Origin of the sequence: Agathobaculum sp. Marseille-P7918, assembly GCF_900625105.1 — a bacterium.
Taxonomy (GTDB): Bacteria; Bacillota; Clostridia; order Oscillospirales; family Butyricicoccaceae; genus Agathobaculum.
In genome coordinates, this window is sequence record NZ_UYYD01000003.1 from 224,159 (window position 1) to 250,929 (window position 26,771).

At 58.9% G+C, this 26,771-nt stretch carries 28 protein-coding genes; 14 read left to right on the forward strand and 14 right to left on the reverse strand.

Translation table 11 applies throughout. The annotated features are described in order from the left end of the window. Positions 1-10: 10 nt before the first annotated feature. On the forward strand, positions 11-1,330 hold the full coding sequence (gene eno, locus EJL02_RS07305) for a phosphopyruvate hydratase (RefSeq protein WP_125115756.1): 1,320 nt from the start codon (positions 11-13) through the stop codon (positions 1,328-1,330). A gap of 354 nt (positions 1,331-1,684) precedes the next feature. Here the strand turns inward: eno and EJL02_RS07310 are convergent, their stop codons facing one another. The 9 genes from EJL02_RS07310 to EJL02_RS14150 all read right to left on the reverse strand — a co-directional run bounded on the left by EJL02_RS07310 (position 1,685) and on the right by EJL02_RS14150 (position 9,738). Then, positions 1,685-2,599 carry a hypothetical protein gene (locus EJL02_RS07310; RefSeq protein WP_125115757.1) on the reverse strand — a complete coding sequence of 305 codons (915 nt, stop codon included), beginning with the start codon at positions 2,597-2,599 and terminating at the stop codon, positions 1,685-1,687. A gap of 15 nt (positions 2,600-2,614) precedes the next feature. After that, on the reverse strand, positions 2,615-4,435 hold the full coding sequence (locus EJL02_RS07315; RefSeq protein WP_125115758.1) for a hypothetical protein: 1,821 nt from the start codon (positions 4,433-4,435) through the stop codon (positions 2,615-2,617). Beyond that, on the reverse strand, positions 4,435-4,803 hold the full coding sequence (locus EJL02_RS07320; protein WP_125115759.1) for a hypothetical protein: 369 nt from the start codon (positions 4,801-4,803) through the stop codon (positions 4,435-4,437). The genes EJL02_RS07315 and EJL02_RS07320 overlap by 1 nt, the downstream gene beginning before the upstream one ends. A gap of 86 nt (positions 4,804-4,889) precedes the next feature. After that, positions 4,890-5,924 carry an FN3 associated domain-containing protein gene (locus EJL02_RS07325; protein WP_125115760.1) on the reverse strand — a complete coding sequence of 345 codons (1,035 nt, stop codon included), beginning with the start codon at positions 5,922-5,924 and terminating at the stop codon, positions 4,890-4,892. 31 nt (positions 5,925-5,955) lie between these two features. Continuing rightward, a complete protein-coding gene (locus tag EJL02_RS07330) occupies positions 5,956-6,498 on the reverse strand; it encodes a hypothetical protein (protein ID WP_125115761.1) in 543 nt (180 codons plus the stop codon). Further along, entirely contained in the window at positions 6,470-8,032 is a 1,563-nt protein-coding gene (locus EJL02_RS07335) for a hypothetical protein (protein WP_125115762.1), read from the reverse strand. The genes EJL02_RS07330 and EJL02_RS07335 overlap by 29 nt, the downstream gene beginning before the upstream one ends. Beyond that, complete coding sequence (locus EJL02_RS07340) at positions 8,022-8,216, reverse strand: hypothetical protein (RefSeq protein ID WP_125115763.1); 195 nt, start codon at positions 8,214-8,216, stop codon at positions 8,022-8,024. The genes EJL02_RS07335 and EJL02_RS07340 overlap by 11 nt, the downstream gene beginning before the upstream one ends. A 14-nt stretch (positions 8,217-8,230) precedes the next feature. Next, positions 8,231-9,505, reverse strand: coding sequence for a phage terminase large subunit (locus EJL02_RS07345; protein WP_164510335.1), 1,275 nt, complete (start codon positions 9,503-9,505; stop codon positions 8,231-8,233). Between the two features lie 20 nt (positions 9,506-9,525). Further along, positions 9,526-9,738, reverse strand: a complete 213-nt coding sequence (locus EJL02_RS14150; RefSeq protein WP_164510336.1) for a hypothetical protein — start codon at positions 9,736-9,738, stop codon at positions 9,526-9,528. A 172-nt stretch (positions 9,739-9,910) separates the two neighbouring features. Here EJL02_RS14150 and EJL02_RS07350 point away from each other — a divergent pair, with 172 nt between their 5' ends. From EJL02_RS07350 to EJL02_RS07380, 7 genes are all read left to right on the forward strand, one after another. After that, positions 9,911-10,732 (forward strand): Cof-type HAD-IIB family hydrolase, encoded by an 822-nt coding sequence (locus tag EJL02_RS07350; RefSeq protein WP_125115765.1) that lies wholly within the window; start codon positions 9,911-9,913, stop codon positions 10,730-10,732. A gap of 108 nt (positions 10,733-10,840) precedes the next feature. Beyond that, positions 10,841-11,674: an undecaprenyl-diphosphate phosphatase gene (locus tag EJL02_RS07355; RefSeq protein ID WP_125115766.1), complete on the forward strand. Its 834-nt coding sequence runs from the start codon at positions 10,841-10,843 to the stop codon at positions 11,672-11,674. A gap of 161 nt (positions 11,675-11,835) precedes the next feature. Continuing rightward, positions 11,836-14,337 (forward strand): DNA translocase FtsK, encoded by a 2,502-nt coding sequence (locus tag EJL02_RS07360; protein ID WP_243114419.1) that lies wholly within the window; start codon positions 11,836-11,838, stop codon positions 14,335-14,337. 21 nt (positions 14,338-14,358) lie between these two features. After that, on the forward strand, positions 14,359-14,868 hold the full coding sequence (locus EJL02_RS07365; RefSeq protein WP_125115767.1) for a flavin reductase family protein: 510 nt from the start codon (positions 14,359-14,361) through the stop codon (positions 14,866-14,868). Between the two features lie 112 nt (positions 14,869-14,980). Further along, positions 14,981-16,624 carry a trypsin-like peptidase domain-containing protein gene (locus tag EJL02_RS07370; protein ID WP_125115768.1) on the forward strand — a complete coding sequence of 548 codons (1,644 nt, stop codon included), beginning with the start codon at positions 14,981-14,983 and terminating at the stop codon, positions 16,622-16,624. Between the two features lie 291 nt (positions 16,625-16,915). Further along, positions 16,916-19,549 carry a pyruvate, phosphate dikinase gene (ppdK, locus tag EJL02_RS07375; protein WP_125115769.1) on the forward strand — a complete coding sequence of 878 codons (2,634 nt, stop codon included), beginning with the start codon at positions 16,916-16,918 and terminating at the stop codon, positions 19,547-19,549. A gap of 179 nt (positions 19,550-19,728) precedes the next feature. After that, a complete protein-coding gene (locus EJL02_RS07380; protein ID WP_125115770.1) occupies positions 19,729-20,457 on the forward strand; it encodes an FAD-dependent thymidylate synthase in 729 nt (242 codons plus the stop codon). Positions 20,458-20,516: 59 nt separating this feature from the next. Here the strand turns inward: EJL02_RS07380 and EJL02_RS07385 are convergent, their stop codons facing one another. From EJL02_RS07385 to EJL02_RS07395, 3 genes are all read right to left on the reverse strand, one after another. Next, positions 20,517-21,131: a manganese catalase family protein gene (locus EJL02_RS07385; RefSeq protein ID WP_442858006.1), complete on the reverse strand. Its 615-nt coding sequence runs from the start codon at positions 21,129-21,131 to the stop codon at positions 20,517-20,519. Next, a complete protein-coding gene (locus EJL02_RS07390; protein ID WP_125115772.1) occupies positions 21,121-22,584 on the reverse strand; it encodes a recombinase family protein in 1,464 nt (487 codons plus the stop codon). The genes EJL02_RS07385 and EJL02_RS07390 overlap by 11 nt, the downstream gene beginning before the upstream one ends. A gap of 105 nt (positions 22,585-22,689) precedes the next feature. Beyond that, the gene (locus EJL02_RS07395) at positions 22,690-23,226 is read right to left on the reverse strand and encodes an Ltp family lipoprotein (protein WP_125115773.1); all 537 of its coding nucleotides are present in this window, start codon (positions 23,224-23,226) and stop codon (positions 22,690-22,692) included. Between the two features lie 250 nt (positions 23,227-23,476). Between EJL02_RS07395 and EJL02_RS07400 the strand changes: the two genes are divergently transcribed. Then, on the forward strand, positions 23,477-23,665 hold the full coding sequence (locus EJL02_RS07400; protein ID WP_243114420.1) for a helix-turn-helix transcriptional regulator: 189 nt from the start codon (positions 23,477-23,479) through the stop codon (positions 23,663-23,665). Between the two features lie 149 nt (positions 23,666-23,814). Here EJL02_RS07400 and EJL02_RS07405 read toward each other — a convergent pair whose 3' ends face one another. Together EJL02_RS07405 and EJL02_RS07410 are read right to left on the reverse strand one after the other, a co-directional pair. Next, positions 23,815-24,165 (reverse strand): helix-turn-helix transcriptional regulator, encoded by a 351-nt coding sequence (locus EJL02_RS07405; protein WP_125115774.1) that lies wholly within the window; start codon positions 24,163-24,165, stop codon positions 23,815-23,817. A 191-nt stretch (positions 24,166-24,356) separates the two neighbouring features. After that, positions 24,357-24,671: a hypothetical protein gene (locus EJL02_RS07410; protein ID WP_125115775.1), complete on the reverse strand. Its 315-nt coding sequence runs from the start codon at positions 24,669-24,671 to the stop codon at positions 24,357-24,359. A gap of 278 nt (positions 24,672-24,949) precedes the next feature. On the opposite strand from EJL02_RS07410, the gene EJL02_RS07415 reads away from it, so the two are divergent. The 5 genes from EJL02_RS07415 to EJL02_RS07435 all read left to right on the forward strand — a co-directional run. Continuing rightward, on the forward strand, positions 24,950-25,156 hold the full coding sequence (locus tag EJL02_RS07415) for a helix-turn-helix domain-containing protein (RefSeq protein WP_125115776.1): 207 nt from the start codon (positions 24,950-24,952) through the stop codon (positions 25,154-25,156). 43 nt (positions 25,157-25,199) lie between these two features. Then, positions 25,200-25,652 carry a helix-turn-helix transcriptional regulator gene (locus EJL02_RS07420; protein ID WP_125115777.1) on the forward strand — a complete coding sequence of 151 codons (453 nt, stop codon included), beginning with the start codon at positions 25,200-25,202 and terminating at the stop codon, positions 25,650-25,652. 41 nt (positions 25,653-25,693) lie between these two features. Then, positions 25,694-25,999 (forward strand): hypothetical protein, encoded by a 306-nt coding sequence (locus EJL02_RS07425; protein ID WP_125115778.1) that lies wholly within the window; start codon positions 25,694-25,696, stop codon positions 25,997-25,999. Between the two features lie 66 nt (positions 26,000-26,065). Further along, a complete protein-coding gene (locus tag EJL02_RS07430; RefSeq protein WP_125115779.1) occupies positions 26,066-26,332 on the forward strand; it encodes an AbrB/MazE/SpoVT family DNA-binding domain-containing protein in 267 nt (88 codons plus the stop codon). A gap of 138 nt (positions 26,333-26,470) precedes the next feature. Continuing rightward, a partial coding sequence (locus tag EJL02_RS07435; protein WP_164510337.1) for a helix-turn-helix domain-containing protein occupies positions 26,471-26,771 on the forward strand: 301 nt, incomplete at its 3' end.

Here is a 26,771-nt window from a genome sequence, read left to right on the forward strand (position 1 = left end):
AGTAAGAATTATGAAGGGCTACATTGAAATTGTTGATGTACTCGGCCGCGAAGTCATGGACTCCCGTGGCAACCCGACCGTTGAGGTTGAGGTTTATGTTGAGGGCGACACCGGCGCTTATATGGGCCGCGCGGCTGTTCCGTCCGGCGCTTCCACCGGTATCTTCGAGGCTTGCGAGCTGCGCGACGGCGACAAGTCCCGTTACAACGGCAAGGGCGTTCTGAAGGCGGTTGACGCTGTCAACGGCGAGATCGCTGAGACCATCATCGGCATGAACGCGCTCGACCAGCAGGCCATCGACAAGGCGATGATCGAGGCGGACGGCACCCCGAACAAGACCAAGTTCGGCGCAAACGCGATCCTGGGCGTATCCCTGGCGGTTGCCAAGGCTGCTGCGGAAGCACTGAGCCTGCCGCTGTACAACTATATCGGCGGCTGCAATGCCAAGACCCTGCCGATGCCCATGATGAACATCCTCAACGGCGGCGCACATGCGACCAACAACGTTGAGATTCAGGAATTCATGATCATGCCGGTTTCCGCTCCGTCCTTCCGTGAGGCGCTGCGCCGCTGTGCAGAAGTATTCCATCAGCTCAAGACCACCCTTAAGGAAAACGGCACCCCGGCTGCGGGCGTTGGCGACGAGGGCGGCTACGCTCCGAACCTGAAGAAGGATGAGGACGCGCTCAAGGTGATCGTTAAGGCGATCGAAGAAGCTGGCTACAAGCCGGGCGAGGACTTCATGATCGCGATCGACGCTGCTTCCTCCGAGTGGTGGAACGACGAAGAGAAGTGCTATATCCAGCCGAAGTCCGGCAAGAAGCTGACTCAGCAGCAGCTGGTTAAGATGTGGAAGAACTTCGCTGAGAAGTATCCGATTATCTCCCTCGAGGACGGCATGGCTGAAGAGGATTGGGAAGGCTGGGAGATGCTGACCAAGGCTCTGGGCGACAAGATCCAGCTGGTTGGCGACGACCTGTTTGTTACCAACACCACCCGTCTGAAGAAGGGCATTGATCTGGGTGTTGCAAACTCCATCCTGATCAAGGTAAACCAGATCGGTTCTCTGACCGAGACCCTGGATGCCATCCAGATGGCAAACCGCGCGGGCTATACCGCTGTTGTTTCTCACCGTTCCGGCGAGACCGAGGATGCTACCATCGCGGACATCGCTGTTGCGCTCAACGCTGGCCAGATCAAGACCGGTGCTCCGAGCCGTACCGACCGCGTTGCGAAGTACAATCAGCTGCTCCGCATCGAGGAAGAGCTGGGCGAGGATGTTGCACAGTACCTCGGCAAGAACGCTTTCTTCAACCTGAAGAACAAGTAAGAATTACGCGTCAAGCGACAAAAAGCCGTCCACCACAGGTGGACGGCTTTTTCTTGTCGAAAAAGGGGGAGAAAAGAACGATGTCGGCTGCTATGTGGGCGGAAAAGTGTGCAAAAATGTAAAGGATATGGAACATATAAGAAAAAATTCAAGTATCTGACAGGAAAGGGTATTGACCTTGGAATTACACTGTGATAATATTATTTTATTCAATTAGTCAATATAACCAAGAGAGGAAAAAATAGACAAAATAAACCTCTGGTATTGAATAACTTAGCCCATACCTTCATTTCTTTCAAAAGCCGGTCTCTGCAATCAATGCAGAGACCGGCTTTTTATGCAAAGAGATGTATGTTAATACCAGTATCCGGCCTTCCATTGCTGCAAGGCGAGGCTGGCGTTTTTGTAGCTGACGTCCGCGGTCGGCGTACCGGCAGGCACACCGAGGATGGCCGCGTCGCCCGCCTGCACATAACCGGCGGTCTTCCAGCGGTTGAAGGCCTGCTCATAGGCTTGTGCCTGCGCCTGACTGGTCAGGCCGGAGGCGTAGTCCCGATAGGCAAGCGTCGGCAGACCGTTCAGGAAACCGGTCAGTCCTGCGACGGACAGACTATAATCCCGGTCGGCGTTGAACTGCGTCAGCGCCGCCTGCGCCTGCTGAAGGGATGCGGACTCCGATGCGGACAGATAGTCGCTTTCCAGGGCAGCTTGCTGGGCGGATGCGCTGTCTTGCGCTGCGGCGCGGGCTGTCAACCGTGCCTGGCCGAGCGCGTTCAGATCACTGCGGTACTGGTTGTCGATCGCAATGCGGCTGGTTTCGGCCGCGCCGGAAGTGGCGGCCGCACCGCGCGCGCCCATGTTCAGACCGAGCGCGGCGAGCTTCTCTTCACCCGCCAGCACGGACTGGCGCGCGTTGATATCGGTCTGTGTCATACCGGCGGTGTAGTCGCGCTCGATGGAGGACAGATTGCTTTCCAGCTGCTGCTGGATGCGTTCGCGTGCGGCGTCAAAGCGCTGGAGCCGCGCCTGTTCCGCCGCGTCGTACAGCTGGCTGACCGCGGTGCCGCCGCTCTGCGTGCTGGACACCGAGTACGGGCGATAGTCGCCGTTCCAGGTGGAAACCGCTTCGTTGGAAGCGACTTTGCCCGCCAGCCCTTCTGCCTCGATCTTGTTCTGGCGTTCCGCCAGCAGCTGCTGGCGCTCGGCGGCGTCCTGCGTGTTGGCGATCGCCTCGGAATAGTCGAAATCCTCTCGGTAATTGAGAGCCATGTGGTTCCTCCTTTCTCAAATGATGGTCTGCCCGGCCGTCCAGCGGATGGTCAGCGCAAGCAGGCCGAACGGCTCGTTCGGACGGTCGTTGCCGATGCGCACGGCCAGCAGCGGCATGCGGTGCTGGCGGTAGCGGGTGCGGTAGCTGAGCGCGCCAGGGATGCAGCGGAAGGAAAAACGCGAGAAATCCAGCGTTTTGAACGAGAATAAGTCCATGTTGCGCGAAAGTGCAAGCGTTTTGCCGTCCTCGCTTTCATACTGCACGGTTGCACCCGAACGGGAATGCGGCACCAGCGTCGGGATGACATCGCGCACGGTTTTTGTGCGGCCCCAGTCGCCCAGCGGCAGCGTCGGCGTACGCCAGTAGGCGTCGATGGCGGCATCGTCATCGCAGTAGGCGCCGTCCTCTTCCGCTTGCTTGAAGCGGCACAGCCTGCCGTCCGCTGTGCCGAACCACAGTTCATTGTCCAGTTCGGCAAAGCATTGCGCGGGCACATCCGTCCAGTAAAACCAGGCCGGACTACCGTCGGTGTCGGCAATGGTGCCGTCGGCAATGTACACATGCCCGCCCACCGCCAGATAATATTTGCCTTGGAACACGATCGCGCAGGCGTTTTCCAGCCCGGGTTCGGCTTGCAGACGGGGCGCAACCGCGTCCGAGACCGAACGGATGGTGCGCTGTTCGGCGACGGTCGTGCCGAACACGCCCTGCACGCCGCGTGCGGACAGGAACAGCGGCAAGTCGTTCAGGGAGGCAAAGCTGCGCGGACAGATGGCGCCTTCGCCCTGTGCGCCCTGCGTCAGCGGATAGAGCGCCGTGCCGTCGTCGGAAAGGGTGAAGGTGCGCCGGTAGCTGGCGGATTCCTGCGCGCCGCCCGCTTTGACGATCAGCTGGCTTTCGTATTGCTTGAGGTAGCCAACAATGGCGGACGCGTCCGTACCCATGCGGGTGTAGCCCGTATCGGGGAAGTAGGTCGGGTCGTACAGGCCGCTCTGCCAGTCGCAGGCGGGTTCGTCCGGATTGCCCGCGAGAAAGACGCGTGTGTCGTTTTTGCCGCCGTACAGACCGGCAAAACGGCAGCGGTTGATCTTGTCGGTGTAGCCTTCCACGGTTTTGGAAAAGGCGATCGAGACATTGGCCAGCCCGTTGCCGTTTGCGGGCGCGGCAGCGAGCGTCACCAGCCCGGTTTCGCGGTTGACCGACGACACCTCCACCGCTTCGTCGTTGACCGTCGCAGTGACCGCGGCATCATCCAGCTCTTTGGCATCCACCTGAAATTGGGTGGCCGAGCCGTTGCCGATAAAGGTGTTGATGCGCTTGGGGGTGAGCAGGTTGACCGCCTCATAGCTGGTGCCGCCGCCGGTCGGCTGGGCCGAGATGGTCGTGGTCGGCACATAGGCGATGTCCTGCACACGCACGGCTTCCCAGCCGTCGCCGGATGCGTTGCGGCGCACCGCGCGGAAGGTCGCGCCGTCGAGCAGATAGAGTACGCCGCTCATCACGAATGACTGGGTGAAATCCTCCTGCATGTCCGCGCATACTTCGGTCTGGGTGCCGTCCGGCTGACGGATGTACAGTTTTTTGCCCGCGTGCACGGCACAGCCGGTGCGGTCGGGCAGCGGGAACAGGCCGTAGACCGGTGCGTCGTAGGTATGCTGGGTCTGCCAGCCCGTGCGCTTGACCAGATAATCATTCTGGTCGCAGATCAGGTTCTGCATATCGGGCGAGCGGGAGAGCGACAGCTTGGTCGGATGGGTGCGGAAATCCACGCCGCCGAAGCTGCTGACCACGGTTTCATGCACGGTTTCGGGCTGCGGGAACTGATAGGCGCGCATCAGATCATCTCCTGTACGGCGGTCAGCTGGGCGGGGCAGTGGCACAGCAGGCGCTCGGCGTATTCCGAGGCCGCCCAGTTGAATTTCGCCTTGTCATCGTCCGCCACCAGCAGGGCAGCCAGACCATAGGGGAAACACTCGGCGGCAAGGCAATCGTCCGCAGGGAGTTCCTCATCCAGCGCAGAAAGGCGCGGCGGGACGGTCAACTCCGGTTCGTGCTGCGCCGTCCGCTGCGCGTTGATCTCGCGCAGGCTGTTCGCCAGCAGCTGGTTGAGCGCGCCGAGCGCAAACTGCTCATAGTACACGCCGGTGTTGGGCGTTTCGCCCAGCAGATTGAGGGCGGCGTGATAACATTCGGTTCCGGTCATGGAAGTCCTCCTTTTTCAAGTATTGCTCCCAGCCTGTTTGTCAGGCTGGGAGCCTGTCTATGCCGTCCTATGGGCGGCCGTTTGGTTTAGCCTGCGGCAACCGGGGACGGATATTTGCCGTCCTCGACCGCATAAGCGCGGATCTGGCAGCCATCCTCCGCGGTCAACTGGGTTTCGGCCACATAATCCTTGGCGGAGTCCGAGTAACGCGGATCGGAGCCGTCGAGCGTGTAGCGGATGGTGGTGCCGGTGGCCGTGATCTTACCTGCGGAGATGGTCGGCGCGGCGGAAATCGAGCCGGTTGCGACCAGCGCGTACACGCCGCCGCACTTGGCGCCCAGCACATAGGCGTCATAGTAATGACGGCCTTCGATCAGCGCGCCGGACACGCCGACCGGGTCCTCGTGCACCTTGGCGTCCGCGATCTTGTACGGCATGAGCACCGCATCCTTGTGCGCGACGAGGAAGTAGACGTTTTCCGGCAGGTAGCTCTTGGGCACGCGCACCACGTTCATGCCGAATACTTCTCCGCACACGCCCTTGGCGATCGACTGACGCGCCAGCACATCCACGCCTGCGAATTCGTCCGAGGTGCAGACCAGCTTGTACATTTCGCTCGTCAGGTACAGATAGCGGTTGTCGTCCGGCACGAGCGCGTCGTCCAGCGCCTGCGAGGCGTCCGCAATCTTGGAGATGATATCGCTCTTGGTCGGCTTTTCGCTTTCGGCCAGCGTACCCGCCATGGTGACAAAGCGGCGGAAGGCGTACTTGTCGGCCGCCGGGGTGGACTTTTCGTTCAGCTGCAGGCGCAGCATGTCGGCCGCGTTTTTGACCAGATTCTGATCGAGGTTGTTGCCCTTGTCGATCGTCAGCGTGAACGCCTTGTCCTGCGTCATGGTCAGTTCCTGCACGACGTCCTGCATTTCGGTCACATCGCCGTAGCGCTTGAGGCCGCCGTCGCGGTCGTAATCGACCTCCTCGACCGTGATCGGCGTGTAGACCTTGAGCGTTTTGACGCCGGTCAGGTCAAAGGTTTCCGCGGTCTTGCCCTTGATGAAGGATGCACGGGTGAATACTTCCGCGATCTGGTCGGAATATTTGGTTGCAAGATTGATAGCCATAAGTATAATACCTCCTGTTTATACTAGTTGTTTATCTGCCGAGCAGCGCGAGCGTCACCGGATCGACGCCCGCCGGTTCGCCGTCCGACTGCGCCGGGCCGACTGCCGCGCGGCGGTTTTTCTGGTTCATCTCGAGTGCGGCCAGTTCGTCCTTGAGGGTCAGGATCTCCCACTTGCGATAGGCCGAGACGAGCGAGCCCTCCTGCTGCGCCCATTCCCACACCTGCGGCGGGATCTCTTCCGGGCGTACATCCGGATATTCCTCGACGAAGGCGGCATAGATCTGGCCGTTGGGCATGCCGTTTGCCGCACGGTTGCGGCGGATGTAGGCGTTCTGCTTGGACAGGCCGAGGCTTGCCGCCTCGATCAGCTCTTCCAGCGTCAGCTGGCGCATTTCGCCGTCCACCGTAACCGGATAGGTCTGCTGGCCGGCCTGCGCGGCCGGGTCGCCCATGTTCTGCGCGGGCATGTTCTGCGCGAACGGATCGGCGGCAGCCGGCGCAGCCTGTACATTCTGCGCGGTCTGCACCGGGGCGGCGGTCGGGTTACTGGTCGTTTTGCGTCTGGTTTGCATTTGCGTTTTCCTCCTTTTGCTGCTGGCGCTGCATGCGCAAGGCGTGCAGCAGGTCGTTTTTGCCGCGCACCTGATAATCAGGCACGTTTTCCAGGTACACAAGCGGGTCGGTGATGACGCCGCTCTCGAGCAGATGGTCGTTGGTCGTGGTCTGCATGGTCTCCGACCAGTAGCTGGCCGCGCCGACGTCTACCTGCAATTGCAGGTCCTGCCCGGCAAGGGTCGAGAAGTCGAAGCTCTGCCGGTAGGGCGTTTCGCCCATCTCGTCGGATACGACGACCGTACGCACGCCGTAGTGCGCGCCCATCAGGTCGAGGAAGATGCGTGCCCAGTCCTCGGTGAAGCGGTAGAACTCCATCTTTGTCAGCTCGAGCGGAGCGGCGGTCGCGTTCTGCACCGCGACGATGGCCGAGGTGTTGTCGGGCTTGACCGTGCCGAGCGCGGCCTCACTCGCGCCCATCAGTTCCATGGTGTCGGTCATCATCTGCTTGAGCAGACCGAGCACCTGCGAGGAAATGTCGGGCGCACGGAACGCAGTCGCGATCGCCTCGTTCGGGTTGCCGCGCATGCCGACCGCCTTGCCCACATCGTTCGACCAGCCGTTCGGAAAACGGGTCATGTCGTAGATGATCTTGGGGAAGGCCACCTGCTTGATGCACTGCACATACATCGAGTACAGCTTGTTGATCGCGATCTGGTTGGGGATGGCCTCGGTCAGCGGGCTTTCGCCGTGGCACGAGCCGCGCACGCGGTTCCAGCACAGATGCGTGACCGGATAATAGCGGTAGGGCAGCTCCTTTTCCCGCATGACGGTCGCGGTGCGCGTGGTTTTGGTAAACGCCACGCCGGTTTCGGTCTTGCGCATGTGCAGCAGCACGGTCACACGGTCGTTTTCTCCGTTTAAGCGATAGCGCAGATAGTCCTCAGTGTCGTCCGGCACGATGGCTTCGGCTTCGGCGGCCGGCAGGCCGTTTTCGCGCGCTTCTTTTCGCACCTCGTCCACGTCGCGGCGCATCGCAAGGATCAGATAGGGCTGGCGCTGTACCTCGTCGCAGGCCGGGTTGCCGAAGCAGACATTGGTCGAGTCGATCAGCTCGGCGACGATGTCGCCCTTGACTGCCTGCCCGGTTTCGAGCGTGGGGTCAAAATGCATGTAGAAGCAGGCGTCGCCGTCGACACAGGCGTTTTTGAGCAGCGGGCGGCCGAGGGCTTTGACGCCCGAGCGTTCGATCGCGGACGCAAAGGCGCGCTCGAGCACGCGGGCGGTTTTGCGGCCGTCGCCGTCCATGTCGAACGGCTGGGCATGTACAGCGACGTCGTCCGACACCAGCATGGACACAAACAGGTTGACGCAGCGCCGCAGCACGTTGAAGATCAGCGGGTCGAGTGACTGCACGCGCAGCCCCTCCCACTGACGGCCGAGGTAAAACGCCTCATTGCGGCGTACGCGGTCGTACAGGCCGATCGAACGCTTGTAGTCGCGGTCGCGCTCATACTTTTTCCAGATGGCGGCGGGGGACGGATCAAATTTCATCGCTGTTGTCCTCCCTTCCGTAGGCCATCAGCGCGGCAAGGTCGCGGCTGAGCGCGTCGTCCGCGTCCGCGGTGCCGGCACCGTCGCTTTTTGCCGGGCGCTGCGGCAGACGCAGTCCGCCGGACACGACCGCGCCGGTCAGCACCAGCAGGGCAGCGCCAAGGCAGTAAAGTAAAATGGTCATTGAGTTCCTCCTTTTCAGTACGCGAGAAATTCCCCGACCTCGCAGTCATATGCCGTAGGGGAAACGGGTGCGGGCGGCTCGTACACGGTCGCGGCATAGCCGCGCAGCGCGTCGGGCGCGTGGGTTAGCTCGTGCGGCGTGTTCGCCACATCGGACGGGTTGCGCGTGTCATGCTGCAAGGCGGGCAGCGTGCGGATCAGGTTGCGGCAGGTGTCGAAAATGGTCAGCCGCGGTCGCATCTCACCGCAGGCGTCCTTGCGCGGCGCGAGCAGTTCATGCAGCGCCAGCCATCCGGCAACACGCTCGTTGCAGCTCTTGTCGAAATCCAGCCCGCAGTCCGCAAACAGCTCTACCGCGCTCTTGCCGGTCTCCTGCCGCCTGTTCCACAGGTCGGGCGGGGCGAGGCGGCAGTCGATATGCTCTCCGGCGGGTTCGCAGGCGAGGATCGCCGCAGCAGCCTCGGAGATAATCAAACCGGACTGATATAACTCTCTGTATACTACGCTGTACCCGTCCGGGCTTTGCGCGATCCAGAGCGCCGCCAGCATGTCCAGCCCGTAGTCGATCGTCAGATACCGCCGCCAGTCCTTCGGGATGGCGTGCGGCTGGACGACATGCAGCGCAGTGCTGAACTCGCTGAAGTAGCGGCCCTCGTCCAGCTCCCACACGCCGTCAAGCAGCGCGCGCCGGTCGCGCGGGGACAGCAGCCGCAGCCGCTTTTCATAGCCTGCATCCGCGCGGTGCAGGAAGGGATTATCAACCAGTCGTGCGGGCAGGAACAGCCGGGAGCCGCCGTCAAATTCGGTTTCGCTGTCGGGCGGCATGGGATCGATGTACCGCGCCTTGACCCACTGATGTCCCACGCCGCCCGGGTTGGTCGTGGATTTGACCTGCTTGGGAAACGGGTTCGCTCCGCGCACGCGCGAGATCAGATAGGTGAACTGGCTTTCGGTGAAGTGGGTCAGCTCGTCGAACCGCAGCACGTCGTATTCCGCGCTTTGGTACTTGGTCACATCGCTTTCCGCATCGCAGTAGCCGAACTCGAGCGTCGAGCCATTGGCAAACTGCCACAGATGTTCGCTGACCTTGTAGCTGGCGATCGACTGGGGGAACAGCCGCAGCGACGCGGGCACGAGCGAGCGCTCGAGTTCGGGCATGGTCCGGCGCAGCATGAGCTGCCGCGAGCCGGGATAACAGACCGCGAACCGCAGCGCGTCGAGCAGCTGACCGTGGCTTTTGCCGCCGCCTGCCGCGCCGCCGAACAGCGTTTCAAACGCGTCCGACTGCACGAAGGCCGCCTGCCGGGGGGTTATGTCGTATCCGATCGTGCATCGACGATCCGGAACACGATTTCCACCGGTTCGGGTTTCTGTTCCGCGCCGCCCAGCATCGTGCCCTTGCCGACCGTCCGGTCGAGGATCTCTTTGATCGCACTCAGGCGGCTGTTCGCCGGTGCGTCCGCATCCCCGGCGATCTCGTAGAGCATGTCCACGAGTGCGCCGGGATCGTCTGAACTTCGCAAGATGGCATCGCCTCCTTTTGGGGTGGATTTGCTTGTCTTCCCGTGAGGCAAAGAATAGCCGCAAAACGCAAAAAAGACAAGAACAAATGTTTGATATTTTCCGGGCTTGCAATTTTGTCCGCGCTGCGGTATCCTGAATAGGAAATGGGAATGAACAGGGGGAAAAACAAACATGCAAAACATCAAACTGATCGCGCTTGACCTGGATGGAACTGCCCTGACGCCGGCCAATACGGTTTCCGAGGCGACGGTGGACGCGGTGCGTCGTGCGCGTGAGGCGGGGGTGCATGTGGTCATTTCGACCGGCCGAATCTGCGGCGAGGCATGTGATTTTGCGCGCGAAATGGGCGCGGATGACCTGATGGTGACCGCGGGCGGCGCGTCGATCTCGCGCGTTTCGACCGGGCGGTGCATGATGCGCATGTCCATGCCGTGGGAGCCTGCCGTGCGTGCGGCGGCCGCGGTCGAGCGCATCGGGCTGACTGTGATGGTCTATGCGGGTGAAGCGCTGCTCATCACGCCGTATGACGAGATCGAATTTGGCAAATACAAGTCCAACGAGGGGTATCTGGCGGTCAAGCAGGTTGTGCCGTCGATTGCGGAATATATTGCAAATGGGCATGTGTCGGTGGATAAGATTTTTGCGCGCAGCAGCGATCCGGTGACGCTGCATCTGGTGCGCGAGCAGATCCGGCAGATCCCGGGCGTGCGCGTGATGAGTTCGGCGACGGATAATATCGAAGTGGTCACGCCTGCCGCGGATAAGGGGACGGCGCTGGGCATGCTGTGCCGCGAGCTGGGCACGGATCTGTCGCATGCCGCCGCCATCGGTGACAGCGAAAACGATCTGGAGATGCTGCGCGCGGTTGAGCTGCCGATCGCCATGGGCAACGCCAATGACGCGGTCAAGGCGATCTGCAAGCGGCAGACGCTGACCAACGCGGAGGACGGCGTGGCCGCGGCAATCGACCGGATCCTGAAAGAGAACGGGTAAATCGGCGGGAAACCCAGCATTTTTGCGGAAAACGGTGGTATTCGGCATGCAGATATGCTATAATAAATCTGTATGTAATATTTGCCCCATCAAAAGGAGACAGATCGCATGAGTTTATGGTTTGCTATTTTGCAGGGTCTGGTGCAGGGCCTGACGGAATTCCTGCCCGTATCATCTTCCGGCCATCTGGTGCTGGTGCAGACCCTGTTCGGCGAGGACGTGGAAACCAACTATATGCTGTTTAACGTGCTGCTGCACTTCGGTACGCTGCTGAGCGTCATCGTGGCTTTTTGGAAGGATATCAAGGAGCTGTTTGTCGAGTTCTTCGGCTGGATTCACGATGGTTTCAAGATCAACGGTCATCCGTACCGTCGTTTTATCGTGATGCTGCTGCTCACCATTGTGCCCATGTTCGCGATCCTGCCGGTCAAGAGCACGCTTGAGGACGCGTTCTCCTCGCCGCTGCTGGTTGGCCTGCTGCTGCTCGTGACTGCGGCGGTGCTGTACCTGTCCGAGAAGGCGCCGAAAAAGCACAAGACCGAGGAAAACGCCACCTGGCTGGACGCGCTGATCGTCGGCATCGGCCAGTGCTTTGCCGTTCTGCCCGGCCTGTCGCGCTCGGGCACCACGATCTGCACCGGCCTGTTCCGCGGCTTTTCGCGTGACTTTGCGGTGCGCTTCGCGTTCATTATGTCGCTGCCGGTCATTCTGGGCGCGAACATCTTGGAACTCGCAGACGTGTTCAAAGACCCGGCTGCGGCGATGGGGGATGTGTCGGTCGCCTGCTGCATCGTGGGCGTTCTGGCGGCGATGCTGTCCGGCCTTGCGGCGATCCGCATGGTGCGCTTTGTGTCCAAACGCGGCAATTTCCGCCCGTTTGTTGTGTATTGTACATTGATCGGCACGATCACGATCGTGGCGAGCCTGATAAAGATGGTGTGATGCCGCCTGCGGGCGCATCCGCCGAAAACACTGGGAAAAGTTCCGGATAACGGGACTTTTCTTCGCACTGGCGGAAAAACGGCCGGCATCGGCTGTCCGCCGATTCATAGCCGTGCGTGTTGCGGCGCACGGGCAAGCAAATAAAGCGAGGGAAAAACACTTTGGCTGCAAAAAAGACCACAACCAAAAAAACTTCGTCGCGCGGCAAATCGACCGCGCGGCGCGCGCCCGAGCCGGAGCCGATCCTGTCCCGCGCCACTTGGGGTGCGGTCTGGGGCGTGCTCGGGCTTTTGTGCCTGCTCGCCATCCTGCCGATCGACGGCGTGCTGCTCGACTGGCTGCACCGCGGCATCGGCGCGCTGATCGGCAAGGGCAGCTATGTGCTGCCGTTTGCGCTGCTGGCGCTGGCGGGTTTGCTGTTTGCGCGGCAAAAGGGGCCGGTGCGCCTGCGCGGCGTGAGCATTGCGCTGCTGCCGGTATTTCTCGGCAGCATTGTCCATGCATTCACCTGCGCTAACGAATATGATTTTTCGATGGAAACCCTGTTCGATCTGCTCCAGACAGGCACGGCGGGCAAGTCGGGCGGTCTGCTCGCGGGCGGGCTGTATATCGTGCTTGAGTGGGCACTGTCGTCCATCGGCGCGCTGCTGGTGCTGCTTCTGCTGACGGTCGCGGCGATTTTGGTCGCCTGCCGGATCACGCCGCAGGCGCTGTTTGAGATGCTCCGTCCGCCCGAATATGAGTATGAGGACGAAGAAGAGCGCGAGCGGTATGAGGCGCCCGTCCAGCTGCCCAATGTCCATGAGGTTGCGGCGGCGCACGCGCAGCGGCGCGAGGAGCGCCGCGCCGCGCGCCGCAAGGCGGATATCGATATCCCGCTGGATACCGAGCCGCCCGGCGAGGACAAGCCTGGCGCCGATCCGAATGCACCCGTGCGCCACACGCGCGGCGGCAAGCCGATGGCGCCGGACGAATATCTGCGTTCGCTGAAAGAGGAGACAACGGGCGAGCAGGTGAGCATCCTCGATCTGGTGGAAAACCGCGAGGAAGAGCCGCCTGCCGAACCTGCGGCCAAGCCGGAAAAGGCGGAGAAGATCAGCCAGTCCGAGCAGGCGGAGCTGAGCGAGCAGATGGACGAGAGCCAGAAAGCGCCCGCCCCGGTTTACGACTATCCGCCGATCGAACTGCTTGGCAAGGGCAAGCATGCCTCGGTTGCCGGAGCGGAGGCCGAACTCAAGGAAAATTCCGAGTGTCTGATCGACACGCTGGAATCGTTCAACATTGACGCACAGATCATCGGTATCGTGCGCGGCCCGTCGGTCACGCGGTTTGAACTGACCATACCGCGCGGCATCAAGATTTCGCGCATCACGGCGCTGGCCGACGATATCGCGTTATCGCTCGGCGCGGCAAATGTGCGTATTGCGCCCATCCCGGACAAGATCGCGGTCGGCATCGAGGTGCCGAACAAGACGGTCAATACGGTCTATATCCGCGAGTGCATTTCGTCCCCGGCCTTCACCAATGCGCGCAGCCGCCTGTCCTTTGCCGTGGGCAAGGATATCACCGGCAAGCCGGTCATCGGCGACATCGCCAAGATGCCGCATATGCTGATCGCAGGTACCACGGGTTCTGGTAAATCTGTGTGCATCAACTCGATGCTGATTTCGCTTTTGTACAAGTCCACGCCCGAAGAGGTCCGTCTGATCATGGTGGACCCCAAGATGGTCGAGCTGGGCAATTACAACGGCATTCCGCACCTGCTCATCCCGGTCGTGACCGATCCGAAAAAGGCGGCCGGCGCGCTCAACTGGGCGGTGGGCGAGATGGAGCGCCGCTATAAGCTGTTTGCCGATCATCAGGTGCGCAACCTGACCGGTTACAACGACCTGATGCGCGCCGAGCGCGCCAAGGCCGAGCAGGAAGAGAGCGCCGCGCCCGAGCAGTATCAGGTGCTGCCGCAGATCGTCATCGTCATCGATGAGCTGGCCGACCTGATGATGGTCGCGGCTAAGGAGGTCGAAACCTCGATCTGCCGCATCGCGCAGAAGGCGCGCGCCGCGGGCATGCATCTGGTGGTTGCGACCCAGCGTCCGTCGGCCGACGTCATCACCGGCATCATGAAGGCGAACATCCCGTCGCGCATCGCGTTTGCGGTGGCAAGCCAGATCGAGTCGCGCATCATTCTGGACACGACCGGCGCGGAAAAGCTGATCGGCAAGGGCGACATGCTGTATGCGCCGCTGGGCGAGGGCAAACCCACGCGTGTGCAGGGCTGCTTTATCTCGTCCGACGAGATTGAAGCGGTCATCGCGCATATCAAGCAGACAAGCACCGCCGAATATAATGAGGAGATCCTCGAGCACATCGAGCGGCAGGCCGAGCAGGTGGACGGCAAGGGCGGCGGCGCCTCGGGCGACCCCGGCGAGGACGAGGACGAGATGATCGAAGAGGCGATCGACGTCATCATGGACTGCCATCAGGCGTCTACTTCCATGCTGCAGCGCCGGCTCAAGTTGGGCTATTCGCGCGCCGCGCGCATCATCGACCAGATCGAGGAGCGCGGCATCATCGGGCCGTTTGAAGGATCCAAACCGCGGCAGATTCTGATCACCAAGGATGAGTGGCAGGAAATGAAGCTGCGGCGGCATGATATTCCATAATATTTTGAGGAGGAACAAACCATGTCTTTTGAGAAAATCAATATTGCAGAGCAGACGTTTAACCCGTTTGACCTGATCAGCAAGCAGTGGATGCTGATTTCGGCCGGCACGGAGGACAAGTGGAACACCATGACCGCCAGCTGGGGCGGCGTGGGCGTCATCTGGGGCAAGCCCTCGGCGACCTGCTATATCCGTCACAGCCGTTATACCAAGGAATTTGTCGATGCGTCCGAGTATTTCACGCTGACCTTCCTCAAGGACGGCCATCGGGACGCCCTCAATCTGCTGGGCAGCAAATCCGGCCGCGACATGGATAAGATGCACGACAGCGGCCTGACGCCGGTCATGGTGGACGGCCAGCCGACGTTTGCCGAGGCGGAGCTGGTGCTCATCTGCCGCAAGAGATGCAAGAGCGAGATCGCGCCCGAGGATATCCTGCACGCGGAAACGCTCGATAAGTGGTACGGCGACAAGGATTACCACACCATGTACATCGGCGAAATCGTCGCGGCATATCGCGCGGAATCATAAAACGTCACAAATTGTTCACCAAACCGATCAGTCTCCGGGCTTATACTGAAAGCAGAATACGGCGGAGCGGAATTGTGCTGCCCAACCCAGCCCGGAATCGGAGGAAAAACCAGTGAAGAAAAGATTATGCAGCCTGCTGCTGGCGGCGGTGCTCCTGTTGGGGCTTGTGCCGAGCGCCTTTGCAGGATTTGAGAATTTTGCCGCGCAGGCGGTCTATACCCCCGGCCAGTTTACCGACGTGGCGGAGGACGCGTGGTATGCGGACAACGTGCGCGCGGCGTATGAATACGGACTGATCAACGGCCAGTCGGCGACGCGCTTTGCGCCGGACAGCTCCCTGACCGTTGCCGAAGCCGTCAAGCTCGCGGCCTGCCTGCACAGCATTTACCACACCGGCAGCGCGAATTTCACGGCCTCTGACCCGTGGTACCGGACCTATGCGGATTATGCGCTGCAAAACGGCATTCTGACCGCGGAGCGTTCGGATTACACCAAGCCGGCCACGCGTGCGGTGTTTGCGTCCGTGCTGGCCGCGGCGCTGCCGTCGGAAGCCCTGACCGCGATCAACACGATCGCGGATGGCGCGATCCCGGATGTCTCGTCCTCGGCGTCCTATGCCGATGCGGTCTATCTGCTGTACCGTGCCGGCGTGCTTACCGGTTCGGATACGGCGGGCCGGTTCCGCCCAAGCAGTACGATCAAGCGCAGCGAAGCGGCCGCGATCGTCACGCGTATGGCAGACCCCAGTCTGCGCTGCACGGTGACGCTCGAAACGCAGGCTGTGCTCACGGCGGATGAGATCTATGCCCGCTGCATGCCTGCGGTGTTCAAGCTGTATTCGTATGATGCCCGCGGCAACCTGCTCAGCAAGGGCAGCGGCGTGGTCATCAGCGCAAACGGCGACGCGGTCACCTGTGGACACATCGCCAACGGGGTTTCCCGTCTGGTGGCGGAAATGTATGACGGCACCAAGCGGGAAGTCAGCATTTATGATATCGACGCAGATGCGGATATGTCGCATATCCGCGTGGTGGGCAGCAATTTGCCATATCTGGAAACCTCGCTGGATGTCCAGAAAGGGGATACGGTGTATGCGCTCGGCTATCCGGGCGGCGGCAGTGCCAAGGTAACGTCCGGTACGGTGACCAATCCGGCAAACCATGATTATCTGACTGCGCTGATCGAGAGCACCGCTTCCGTGGTCAGCGGCAATTCGGGCGGTGCGCTGGTGGACGGTCAGGGCCGTCTGGTCGGCATCACGGTCAGCAGTCGTTCGAGCGGGTCGCCTTCGTTCTCCGTGCCGATTTCGGTGCTGGAAACCATGGAAAGCACGACGGCGGTCAGCCCGGCGGTTTACACCAGCACGCATCTGCCGGACAGCTCGCGCTGCTATGCCAAGCTGTACCCGGTGCCGGATTTCGGCAAGGTGACCGGCGTTTCGCTGCTGGGCAGCACGAAGGACCGCGGCACGACCTGCTTCTATTACCGTCTCTCGGACATGGCCGGGGGCGGCAGCACGCAGCTGCTGCAATACTATGCAGCGCTCAATGAAAACACGTTTTACCAGTTCTCCGATGGGGCGTTCACCTCTTCGGCGGGATATCTTCTGTCGGTAAAACTCTATGAAACAACGTATCAGGGAGTCCCTGCGCTGGGCGTATTTGTGTCCGGTATGCAGTCCCTGCCGATCGGTGGCCTGTTGCAGGCCACCGATTTTTCGTTTGCAGGTATTGCTGCATTTCATGGTTTTTGGTGAATCTGTTCCGGCATTTCGTTTCATTTCACAAAAAATGCCGCAAAACGAACGATTATGATAATTTTGTTAATTTTTTTGTTTAAAAATGCGAAAGAAATGAAAAAATAAACAACGGTGAAACCATAATTTTGATGTGAAAGACAATAAACTTCGTCAAATTGAACAAGAAGGTGGAGCCAAATCGGTGAAATTCTACAATGGAACACAAAGTGCCAGGCATGCTATAATATTCTTGCGTGATTGAAGTGTGTTTATAAGAGAGCACCAAACGAAATGGAGGAAAAGACCCAAATGAAGAAGTACGTTTACATGTTCCCGGAAGGCAACGGAAAAATGCGTGAGCTGCTTGGCGGCAAGGGCGCGAATCTGGCCGAAATGACCGGACTCGGCATGCCCGTACCGCAGGGCTTTACCATTACCACCGAAGCCTGCACCCGGTATTATGAGGACGGCAAGACGATCTATCCGGATATCCAGGATCAGATCCTTGAGTACCTCGATAAATTGGAGAAGGTAACCGGCAAGACCCTGGGCGACCCGGAGAAGCCGCTTCTGGTTTCGGTTCGTTCGGGCGCGCGCGCTTCCATGCCCGGCATGATGGATACCATCCTCAACCTCGGCATGAATGATGAGATCTGCGAAGCAGTTGCGAAGCTGACCAATAATCCGCGTTTCGCGCGTGACTCTTACCGCCGCTTCATCCAGATGTTCTCGGACGTCGTAATGGAGCTGCCCAAGTCCACCTTCGAGACCTTCATCGATCAGGTCAAGGACAAGAAGGGTGTAAAGCAGGATAACGAGCTTGACGCGGACGATATGAGCGAACTGATCGTCCTGTTCAAGGATCACTATAAGAAGTCCCTCGGCGAGGAATTCCCGCAGGATCCCAAGAAGCAGCTGATGGAGGCTGTCCGCGCGGTATTCCGTTCGTGGGACAACCCGCGTGCGAACACCTACCGCCGCATGAATGATATCCCGCATTCCTGGGGCACTGCAGTAAACGTACAGTCCATGGTATTCGGCAACATGGGCGACACCTCCGGCACGGGCGTTGCATTTACCCGCAACCCGGCAACCGGCGAAAAGAAGCTGTACGGCGAATTCCTGATGAACGCGCAGGGCGAGGACGTCGTGGCCGGTATCCGCACCCCGCAGCCGATCTCTGCGCTGGCTGACACCATGCCTGACGTGTATCAGCAGTTTGTGGATATTTCCTCCCGCCTCGAGCAGCACTACGGCGATATGCAGGATATGGAGTTCACCATTGAAAACGGCAAGCTCTATATGCTCCAGACCCGTAACGGCAAGCGCACCGCGCAGGCTGCTTTGAAGGTCGCGGTTGATCTGGTTGACGAGGGCGTCTGCACCAAGGAGCAGGCGATGATGAAGGTTGAGGCCAAGCAGCTCGATGCGCTGCTGCACCCGACGTTCGTCCCGGCGGCTCTGGCAGCTGCCAAGCCGATCACCACCGGCCTGCCGGCATCCCCCGGCGCTGCCTGCGGCGCGGTTTACTTCACCGCGGAAGAAGCAGCGGCGGCCCACAAGACCGGCCTCAAGGTCGTTCTGGTGCGTCAGGAGACCAGCCCGGAGGACATCGACGGCATGGCGGTTTCCGAAGGCATCATGACCGCCCGCGGCGGTATGACCTCGCACGCAGCGGTTGTTGCGCGCGGCATGGGCACCTGCTGTGTTGCCGGCGTCAACGGCATCAAGGTTTCCGAAGAAAACAAGACCCTGACCTTTGCCGACGGCACGGTCGTGAAGGAAGGCGAGTTCATCTCGCTCGACGGCTCGACCGGTAACGTATACCTCGGCAAGATCGATACGCAGGATGCGGAGCTGACCGGCGACTTCGGCCGCTTCATGGGCTGGGCGGACGAGATCCGCACGCTCAAGGTCCGCACCAACGGCGATACCCCGCGCGATGCAACGCAGGCGCGCAAGTTCGGCGCGGAAGGCATCGGCCTGTGCCGTACCGAGCATATGTTCTTCGATCCCGAGCGCATCAAGGCAGTGCGTGAGATGATCATCTCCGACACCGTGGAGCAGCGCAAGGTTGCGCTGGCCAAGATCCTGCCGATGCAGCGCGGCGACTTCGAAGCGATTTACCGCGCGATGGGCGGTCTGCCGGTAACCATCCGTCTGCTCGATCCCCCGCTGCATGAGTTCCTGCCGCAGGAGGATGAGGACATCAAGGAACTGGCCGACGAGATGGGTGTTCCGTTCGAGAAGCTCAAGGCTAAGGTTGCCGACCTGCACGAGTTCAACCCGATGCTCGGCACCCGTGGCTGTCGTCTGGACGTTCTGTATCCGGAAATCGCCGAGATGCAGACCGAAGCCATCATTTCCGCGGCGATCAACGTCTGGAAGGAAGATGGCCTGCACATCACGCCCGAGATCATGGTTCCGCTGGTTTCCGAGATCAACGAGCTGCGCTTTGTCAAGAAGGTCATCAAGGCCAAGGCTGACGAACTGATTGAAGCGTCCGGCCTGAAGATGAAGTATATGATCGGTACGATGATCGAGACCCCGCGCGCGGCTGTCACCGCAAACGAGATCGCCGAGGAAGCGGAGTTCTTCTCCTTCGGCACCAACGACCTGACCCAGATGACCTACGGCTTCTCGCGTGACGACGTGGGCCGCATCCTGGAGACCTATTTCGACAAGAAGATCCTCGAGTCCGATCCGTTTGCCCGTCTGGACCAGAACGGCGTTGGCAAGCTGATCCGCTTCGCGGTTGCGGAAGGCCGCCGCACCCGTCCGGACATCAAGCTGGGCATCTGCGGTGAGCACGGCGGCGACCTGTCGTCGGTTGAGTTCTGCCACAATGTCGGCCTGAACTATGTATCCTGCTCGCCCTTCCGTGTGCCGATCGCCCGCCTCGCAGCGGCGCAGGCGCGCGTCAAGGAACTCGGCATGGCATAAGCGTATATTACACTGGTTGGAAAGAGCCCCTCGTTTTCGAGGGGCTCTTTTTCAAAAAAGTCAGCGGCGGTATCATGGATGCAAGCGGCTTTGCCGGTCAGGGCGGCGGCAAACGGTTGAAGCATGGGGAGAATCGTGCTATAATCAACATCATCAAAGAAAAGAGAAGGAGGATACCGATGAAAACCTATCTCAATCAGATTTCCGGTATCGATGACGCGATTGTCTCCATGTTTATGAGCAAGCGCTCGTGGACACGCGAAAAGGAGCTGCATATCCGCGAGATCTGCCGCAAGGTACTGCGTGCAGACGGTGGTTTGAAAGCATATGACAGCGCGCTGGACGATGCGTTTTCCGAATTTGCCGACTGGCTGGATAAGCTGACCAAGTGGGGCTGGAAGCACACGACCATGCTGCGGTTTATCGATATGTCGATCACGGTGGAAGGCCTGCACCGCGCCGGTCAGGACGACTGGGACGCCCATGCCAAGCGCTTCAACAACCGCATCATCCGTTCGAGCACCCGTCTGGCGTCGTTCTCCTATGAGATGTCCGATTGGTACAACGGCAAGATCCTGCCGACCGATCTGGCGTTGCAGGAGTTAGGGCTCGCTGTCCCGCAGACGATTGAGCATGACGGCGTGACGTATGTCAAGGCGGTGAACGGCTATATCCGTGAGGATATGGCGGATAATCCGGATGTCAAGCGCGGCTTGTACATGCTCAGCATCCCGAGCAATTTCATTTTCAAGATCGACCTGACCGAGTGGGGCCATGTCTTTAAGGAACGCAACGCCAACGGAACGGCCAATCCGGAAGTCAAGCAGTGCTGTGAGAGCATTGCCGATCAGATCGAGCAGTTCCACAAGCAGTTCAACCGCGAGTTGTTCCTCAAAATCCTCAACTGAGCAAAAGAAAAGAGACGCCGTCAGGCGTCTCTTTTGGTATGCAGAAAGAGGGCGGCAGGTCAGTTGGCTGTCGTGGTGTCTGTGGCTTTCGGCGCCGCGGTTTTGCGCGCCTGCGGCCGCAGGTCGATCGCGGGATTGAACGCGTAGTAGTTTTTGCTGTCCAGATGGTCCTGCACGGTGCGCAGCGCGTCGCCGAAGCGCTGGAAATGCACGATTTCGCGTGCGCGCAGGAATTTCAGCGGTTCGCGGACATCCGGATTGTCGATCAGGCGCAGCAGGTTGTCATAGGTGGTGCGGGCTTTCTGCTCGGCTGCCAGATCTTCAAACAGGTCGGTGATCGGGTCGCCCTTGCTTTGCAGGGCGGAGGCGGAAAACGGGATGCCGGCCGCGGACTGCGGGTAGATGCCGGTCGTGTGATCGACAAAGTAAGCGTCAAAGCCGCCCTCCTTGATTTGCTCGGGGGTCAGGTTGCGCGTCAGCTGGTAGACGATCGCGGCGATCATCTCCTGGTGGGCAAGTTCTTCCGTGCCGATATCGGTCAGAATGGCCTTGCATTCTTTGTACGGCATCGCGTAGCGCTGGTTGAGATAGCGCATCGCTGCGCCGATTTCGCCGTCCGGACCGCCAAATTGCAAAAACAGATAGCACTTGGCTATCTGTTTTTTACTGGTAATATTGTATCATAAACGAGCTGTTTTTGCGATCAAAAATAATCTGCCGGACAAAACCACGCAAAATATTGTTTTTTGTGCTTGGATCTGTATTGTCATCAAGCAGGCGGCGAAGATCTTCGCGGTGCGCCATGGCGAACTCTGCCGGGCTGATTGGTTTCTCTGGGGGTGGAGCGCTTTGCTTTAGGGTTTCGATACGCGCCTCGATTGCGGCCTTACGGGTGCGGTACTCCTCGAGCGTATCCACGCCTGCCTCGTAGGCTTCGCGGATGCGCTCGAGCTTTTGTTCCTCGCGGGAGAGTTGCCGGGCGAGCAGCGCTGCGCTGTTGTCGCTCTGCACCTGTCTGCCGTCAGCTGACAGGATGCCGAAATCCAGCTGGCGGAAGTCCTCCTCGATCTGCGAGAGCACGGCGCGGGTCAGTTTGTCGATCTGGATGCTGTGCGACTCCGGGCAGCGGCCGCGCGCGTAGTTGTGGCATTGCAGCGATGGCCCGCCTTTGCCGGTTGCGCGGCCTTTCTGGCGCGTCAGCGTGGCACCGCAACACGAGCAATGCACCAGCCCTTTGAGTGCAAAGGGCTGGCCGTCCTCGCGGCTGTACCTCCCATGCCGACGCTCGCGTTCGTCAAGCAGCTGCTGGGCCTGCTCGTACAGCGCGGCAGACACCAGCGGCTCGTGCCCGCCGTCCACGACCATCGTATCTGGGTTATCCCACACGCGGCGCGTGCGGCCGGTCGGCGTCCAGCGCACTTTGCCGATATAGACTGGGTTGCGCAGGATATATTTAACGCCGCGGTTGTCGATCGGATTGCCGAAGCGCGTGCGCACGCCGAGCGCGGTCAGGTCGTGCGAGATCTGCAGCAGGCCACGACCTCCCACGAAGTCCTCGAAGATTTTGCGCACGACCGGAGCTGTGTCCGGGTCGGGGACATATTGGCCGTCCTGCATGCGGTAACCGATCGGCGCGTAGGTATTGGGCCTGCCTTGCTTTGCACGCTGCGTCATGCCGCGCCGCACCTCCTCGGCGAGGTTGATCGAGTAATACTCGTCCATGGCCTCGATCATGGCTTCGATGATGATTGACATTTTGTCATCGCCCACCGGCTCGGAGATCGACACGACCTCGATGCCAAGATCGCGGCGCAGCATGGATTTGTATAGGATGCTGTCCTCGCGCGAGCGGGCGAAGCGGCTGAACTTCCAGAGCAGAATGACGTCGAACGGTTTGGGCTTTGTTTTGGCCGTGCCGATCATGCGGTTGAATTCTGGGCGCTTTTCGGTTGTGCGGCCGCTGATGCCCTCGTCCACAAAGACAAAATCATCCGGCACGAGAATATCGTGCGCGCGGGCATACTTGCGGATCTCGACCAGCTGGGAGGCGGGGGAGTACTCGACCTGATCGTCGGTTGACACGCGGATATAGGCTGCGCCGATGCGCAGGTCTGATGTAGCGGACATGGCGTAGCCTCCTTTCTGGTCGAAAAATGGAACATTTGTTCGGCTTGTGGGGGTGTAAAAATGCAGACCACAACAAAACAGTGTTCGGTTGTGGTCTGCGGGGTTTTAATAGCCTACGGCAGTGACGCCATATTCGGCCTGTTCCTGTGTAAACCCTTCGAACACAAGTTGGTCGATCAGGCCTTGTCGGGAGAAGGAAGTATAATCCAAATAGTTTTGGGCGCATAAAGCAGCCTGTTCTTTCCAGTCTGCACCGCAGTTATCTACTGCAAATGTTGCATCTTCAGTAGAATAACCTTCAAATTCAAGTTGACTAATTAACCCACTACGAGAAAAAGCGGTATAATCCAAGTAGTCCAGCGCTGTGCCCAATGCGTTTTTCTGCCCCATGGTCATGGTGTCGGCGGGTTCTTCCGGCTCTTCAACCGGGGCGGCGGTCTGCTCGGTCTGCTGTGTATCTGCCGGTTCAGTGTCAGTCGGTTCGGTTGTGGTGGTTTGCGATTGCGCAGTGGTCTGCGAATCGTCCGTACTGTTGTCCGTATTCCCTTCCGGGCCGAATATGCCAATCAAAAGGATGACGACAATAACCCATACCCACCAGCGTTTATAAAACGGCTTTTTGGTTTTTGCTTTTTCTTCCATTTTAAGTCCCCCTTAATATTGACAGAAATATACATTTTTGTCATAATGGTGTTGGAGGACTTGTGAAACACTCCGCTTTTGCCCGTTCCGGTGCGTCACCACCGGGGCGGGCGCTTTTTTGTGGTGTTCAATTTGAACACCATATAATTTTAGCATAATATTACATCAAATGCACATACTATCCGGGAAACTTCTGATATCAGAAGTTTTGAAAGAAAAATCGACAAAAATCGGTAGAAAAGGATAGAATGTGAAAAACAATGTAAAAGAAATGAGAAAACGTCTCGGATGGTCTCAGGATATGCTGTCACAGGCATCAGGTGTCCCTGCGTCAACTATCAGTGAGATCGAAAACGGAAAGCGCACGCCCGGCGTGGACATAGCGCTGATGCTTGCACGCGCAATGGGCGTAAGCGTAGAAGCCCTGTTTATCATTTGACGGCCGCAGCCGTACATAACCCCTTTACAAATCGAGCATGCGGCTGTATTATAATAAAGCAAACACTTGTTCGATTTTTAGAGGAGGGGCTAAGATGACAGAAAGACAAAAGCGCATGAAAGAATTGCTCATGCAGTCAGATGCGGAAATCACTGACCGGATTCTTTCTGATGTTTTAGCCAAATTCGGTACTCGGCCTGTTGGATCAACTCGTCCTGATCCTGCTCCGGAAGTTTGTCCATCATTTCCAAAATCTTAATCTGCTTTTCTGTTAGCCCGCTTATATCTTCGGATGTGAGCGGGTTTTTTATATCGGTATTACCGAGAATGTAGTCGATGGAAACGCCGAATATCTTGGACATTTCACGCAAGGCATCTTGATCTGGCTCATGTCGTCCGGTCTCCCAGTTTGACACCGTATTTTGTCGAATTTTGAGCTTTTTCGCAAGATCGGATTGTAATAGGCCTGCTTCCGAGCGAAGTTTTTTAATCCTGTTCATGGCTCCACCTCGCTCTTAGCATATCATAAATATCTATATCAGAAAAACGGATATCAGAGAAAGGAAGAATTTTGTTGACATATCGGTAATACCGATATATACTAATATCGAAGATACTGATATGAATTCGACAAAAGGATAATGGAGGTGAGAAGGGGTGGAGTATAAACCAGACTGGTTTACAAGAATTATCAGCCTTGTGGCAATCGCAATATCCCTATTTCTGATAGCAACGCGAGCATTGAGATGAGGAGCGCGGAAAGGGCAAGTCCTCTTGTTATCCATGTGTCAATGATACGAGCACGATATGTCTCGTACGCCTCTTGCAGATCTGTTTGCAAGGAAACGATAGTCTTACTATCCATATTGCTATCACTGAAATTCAGTTTGTAACTGAGATTTTCTTGAAATTTTATGTAGCCACTTATTTTGGTCTTTTTAAGTATTTTATCTAAATTCTTGTAACGGATCACAGCTTTACACAGCTTGTATTGCTGTTTGGTCATTGTTTAGCATCTCCCTTCCGCTTCCATGGTAACACATGGAAGCGAAAGGGGCAAGGAGCGATAAGGGGGTGAAGCGTTTGGACAACTCCTTGAAATTCCATGATGAAATCATCTTAAGGTTTAGGCAGGGGCGGCTGCAGGAAGTCATTATCGACGGAATACGGCAAAATGATGTGAAAGTCTTTTCGATTGCGGCATCTCCGACGCAAGTCGCTTCTTACCTGATTGAGCATTCGACCGTATATTCAGATTCCTGAGCACCAGAAAGGGGTGAAAACATGAAAAACATCAAGCGATACCGCGAAGCGCGCGGCATCAAGCAAATCGAACTGGCGGCACATTTTGGTGTGTCTCAGCCGACTGTTGTCAGATGGGAGCAGGATGGGGAGTACCCACCCTGTCAGGTGATGGCTGATTTGGCGGACTTCCTTGGCTGCACGATCGACGAGCTGTACGCAGCCGATCCGGAAAAGGAAGCTGGGTAACCTGTTATGCCCGTATTATACCATCCCGAAAGGAGGGAACACCATGAACCCAGAGTATCAAAATGCGTGGAAAACTGCCCGCGAAAAGGCCGGTTTGACGCAGGAAGCCGCCGCTGAGCTGGTGGACGTATCAGCCAAGTCGATCGGCTACTATGAATCCGGCGCGCGGCACATGACACCGCAGGTCGCCGCGCAGCTGGCCGACGCCTATCACGCACCGTGGCTGCGCAACCTGTACTGCACGGAATGTCCGATCGGCTGTCACCGCAGCCTGCCGACCGGACCGGCTGATCTGCGGGAGGCATCCATCGGCGCGCAGTGCGATTTCCGCGCGGAGGAGATCGGCAAGCGCTTGGACCGGCTGATGGAGATCGCAAGGGACGGTCGGGTGGACGAGATCGAGATGCCGGAATTTGTGGCGATCTGCGACCGGTTCCGCGAGATGCAGTATTCGCTGGCAAAGTTTGAGCTGCTGGTCGAAATGCTGCGTAAGTGACCAAGCTGGCATGAATACACTGTCAAGAGGAGGTGACGCCGGTGTCGGCAAAATCCAAGCCCCTGCGCGGCTGCAGTGCGTTTGTAAAGCCGGATGGGACGGTCGTCCCGGTCCGCGATTACGACGGCAATCTGGTGATTGACCCGCAGGAATGGAAGCAGATCCAGCAGGGCATTGCGCGCAACCTGTCGCGTCTCGTGTCCGAGATCGTAACCCAGCACCCGGAGAAAAAGGCCGCGTTTGGCATCTCGGAAGGACAGAACAGCGCGACCGTGCGTCTCATGGATCTGCTGCAAGAAAAAGCGCCCGCCGGTGTTGAGACCACCGACAGGCGCAAAGAAAATTAGACTACTTACAGGATACCGGAAAAGCCCGGCGCTGTCAAGAGGGCCGCGCCGGGGGAAGGAGAAAACATGAAATACACAGGTATTGTGCGCAAGGTGGACGAGCTGGGGCGCATTGTCATTCCGAAGGAACTGCGCCGCACAATGGGCATCGACACCGGCTGCGCTCTGGAAATATGCACGGAAGAGGACCGCATCATACTGCGCAAGTACGCGCGCGGCTGCACGCTGTGCGGCAGCGATGACGTACTGCTCGAGCTGCCAAATGGCCGGGCGGTCTGTGCGTCGTGCGCTCGCATGATCGCGTCGAATCTGGACACGGAGGTGCAGCCGTGATCTACGCTGTGATCGCCTTGCTGGGGGTGGGCTGCGCCTACCTCGGCCTCGGCATGCTGGTGGACAAGCTGCTGGTGCAGCCGATGGAAAGGCGGTGGCGCAGGTGATCGCGCCGGACAAGAGAGGAGGCGGCGCTTGATGCCAAGTCCGAGCTATTTTTCCATCCTGACCGCGGACGTGCGCTATGACGAGCGCCTGTCCGATTTTGCAAAGCTGCTGTACAGCGACATCACCGCGCTGTGCAACAAGAAGGGCTACTGCGACGCCACCAATGACTATTTCGCCACGCAGTTTGGCAAGTCCAAGCGCACGATCAGCGCGACGGTGGGTGTGCTCGCAGACACGGGTTATATCTGCATCGAGGTCGAGCGGGACGCGAAGGGTGCGGTCACCGCGCGCAAAATCTGGGTGCAGGCAAACGCGCGCGCCGCCGCGGAAA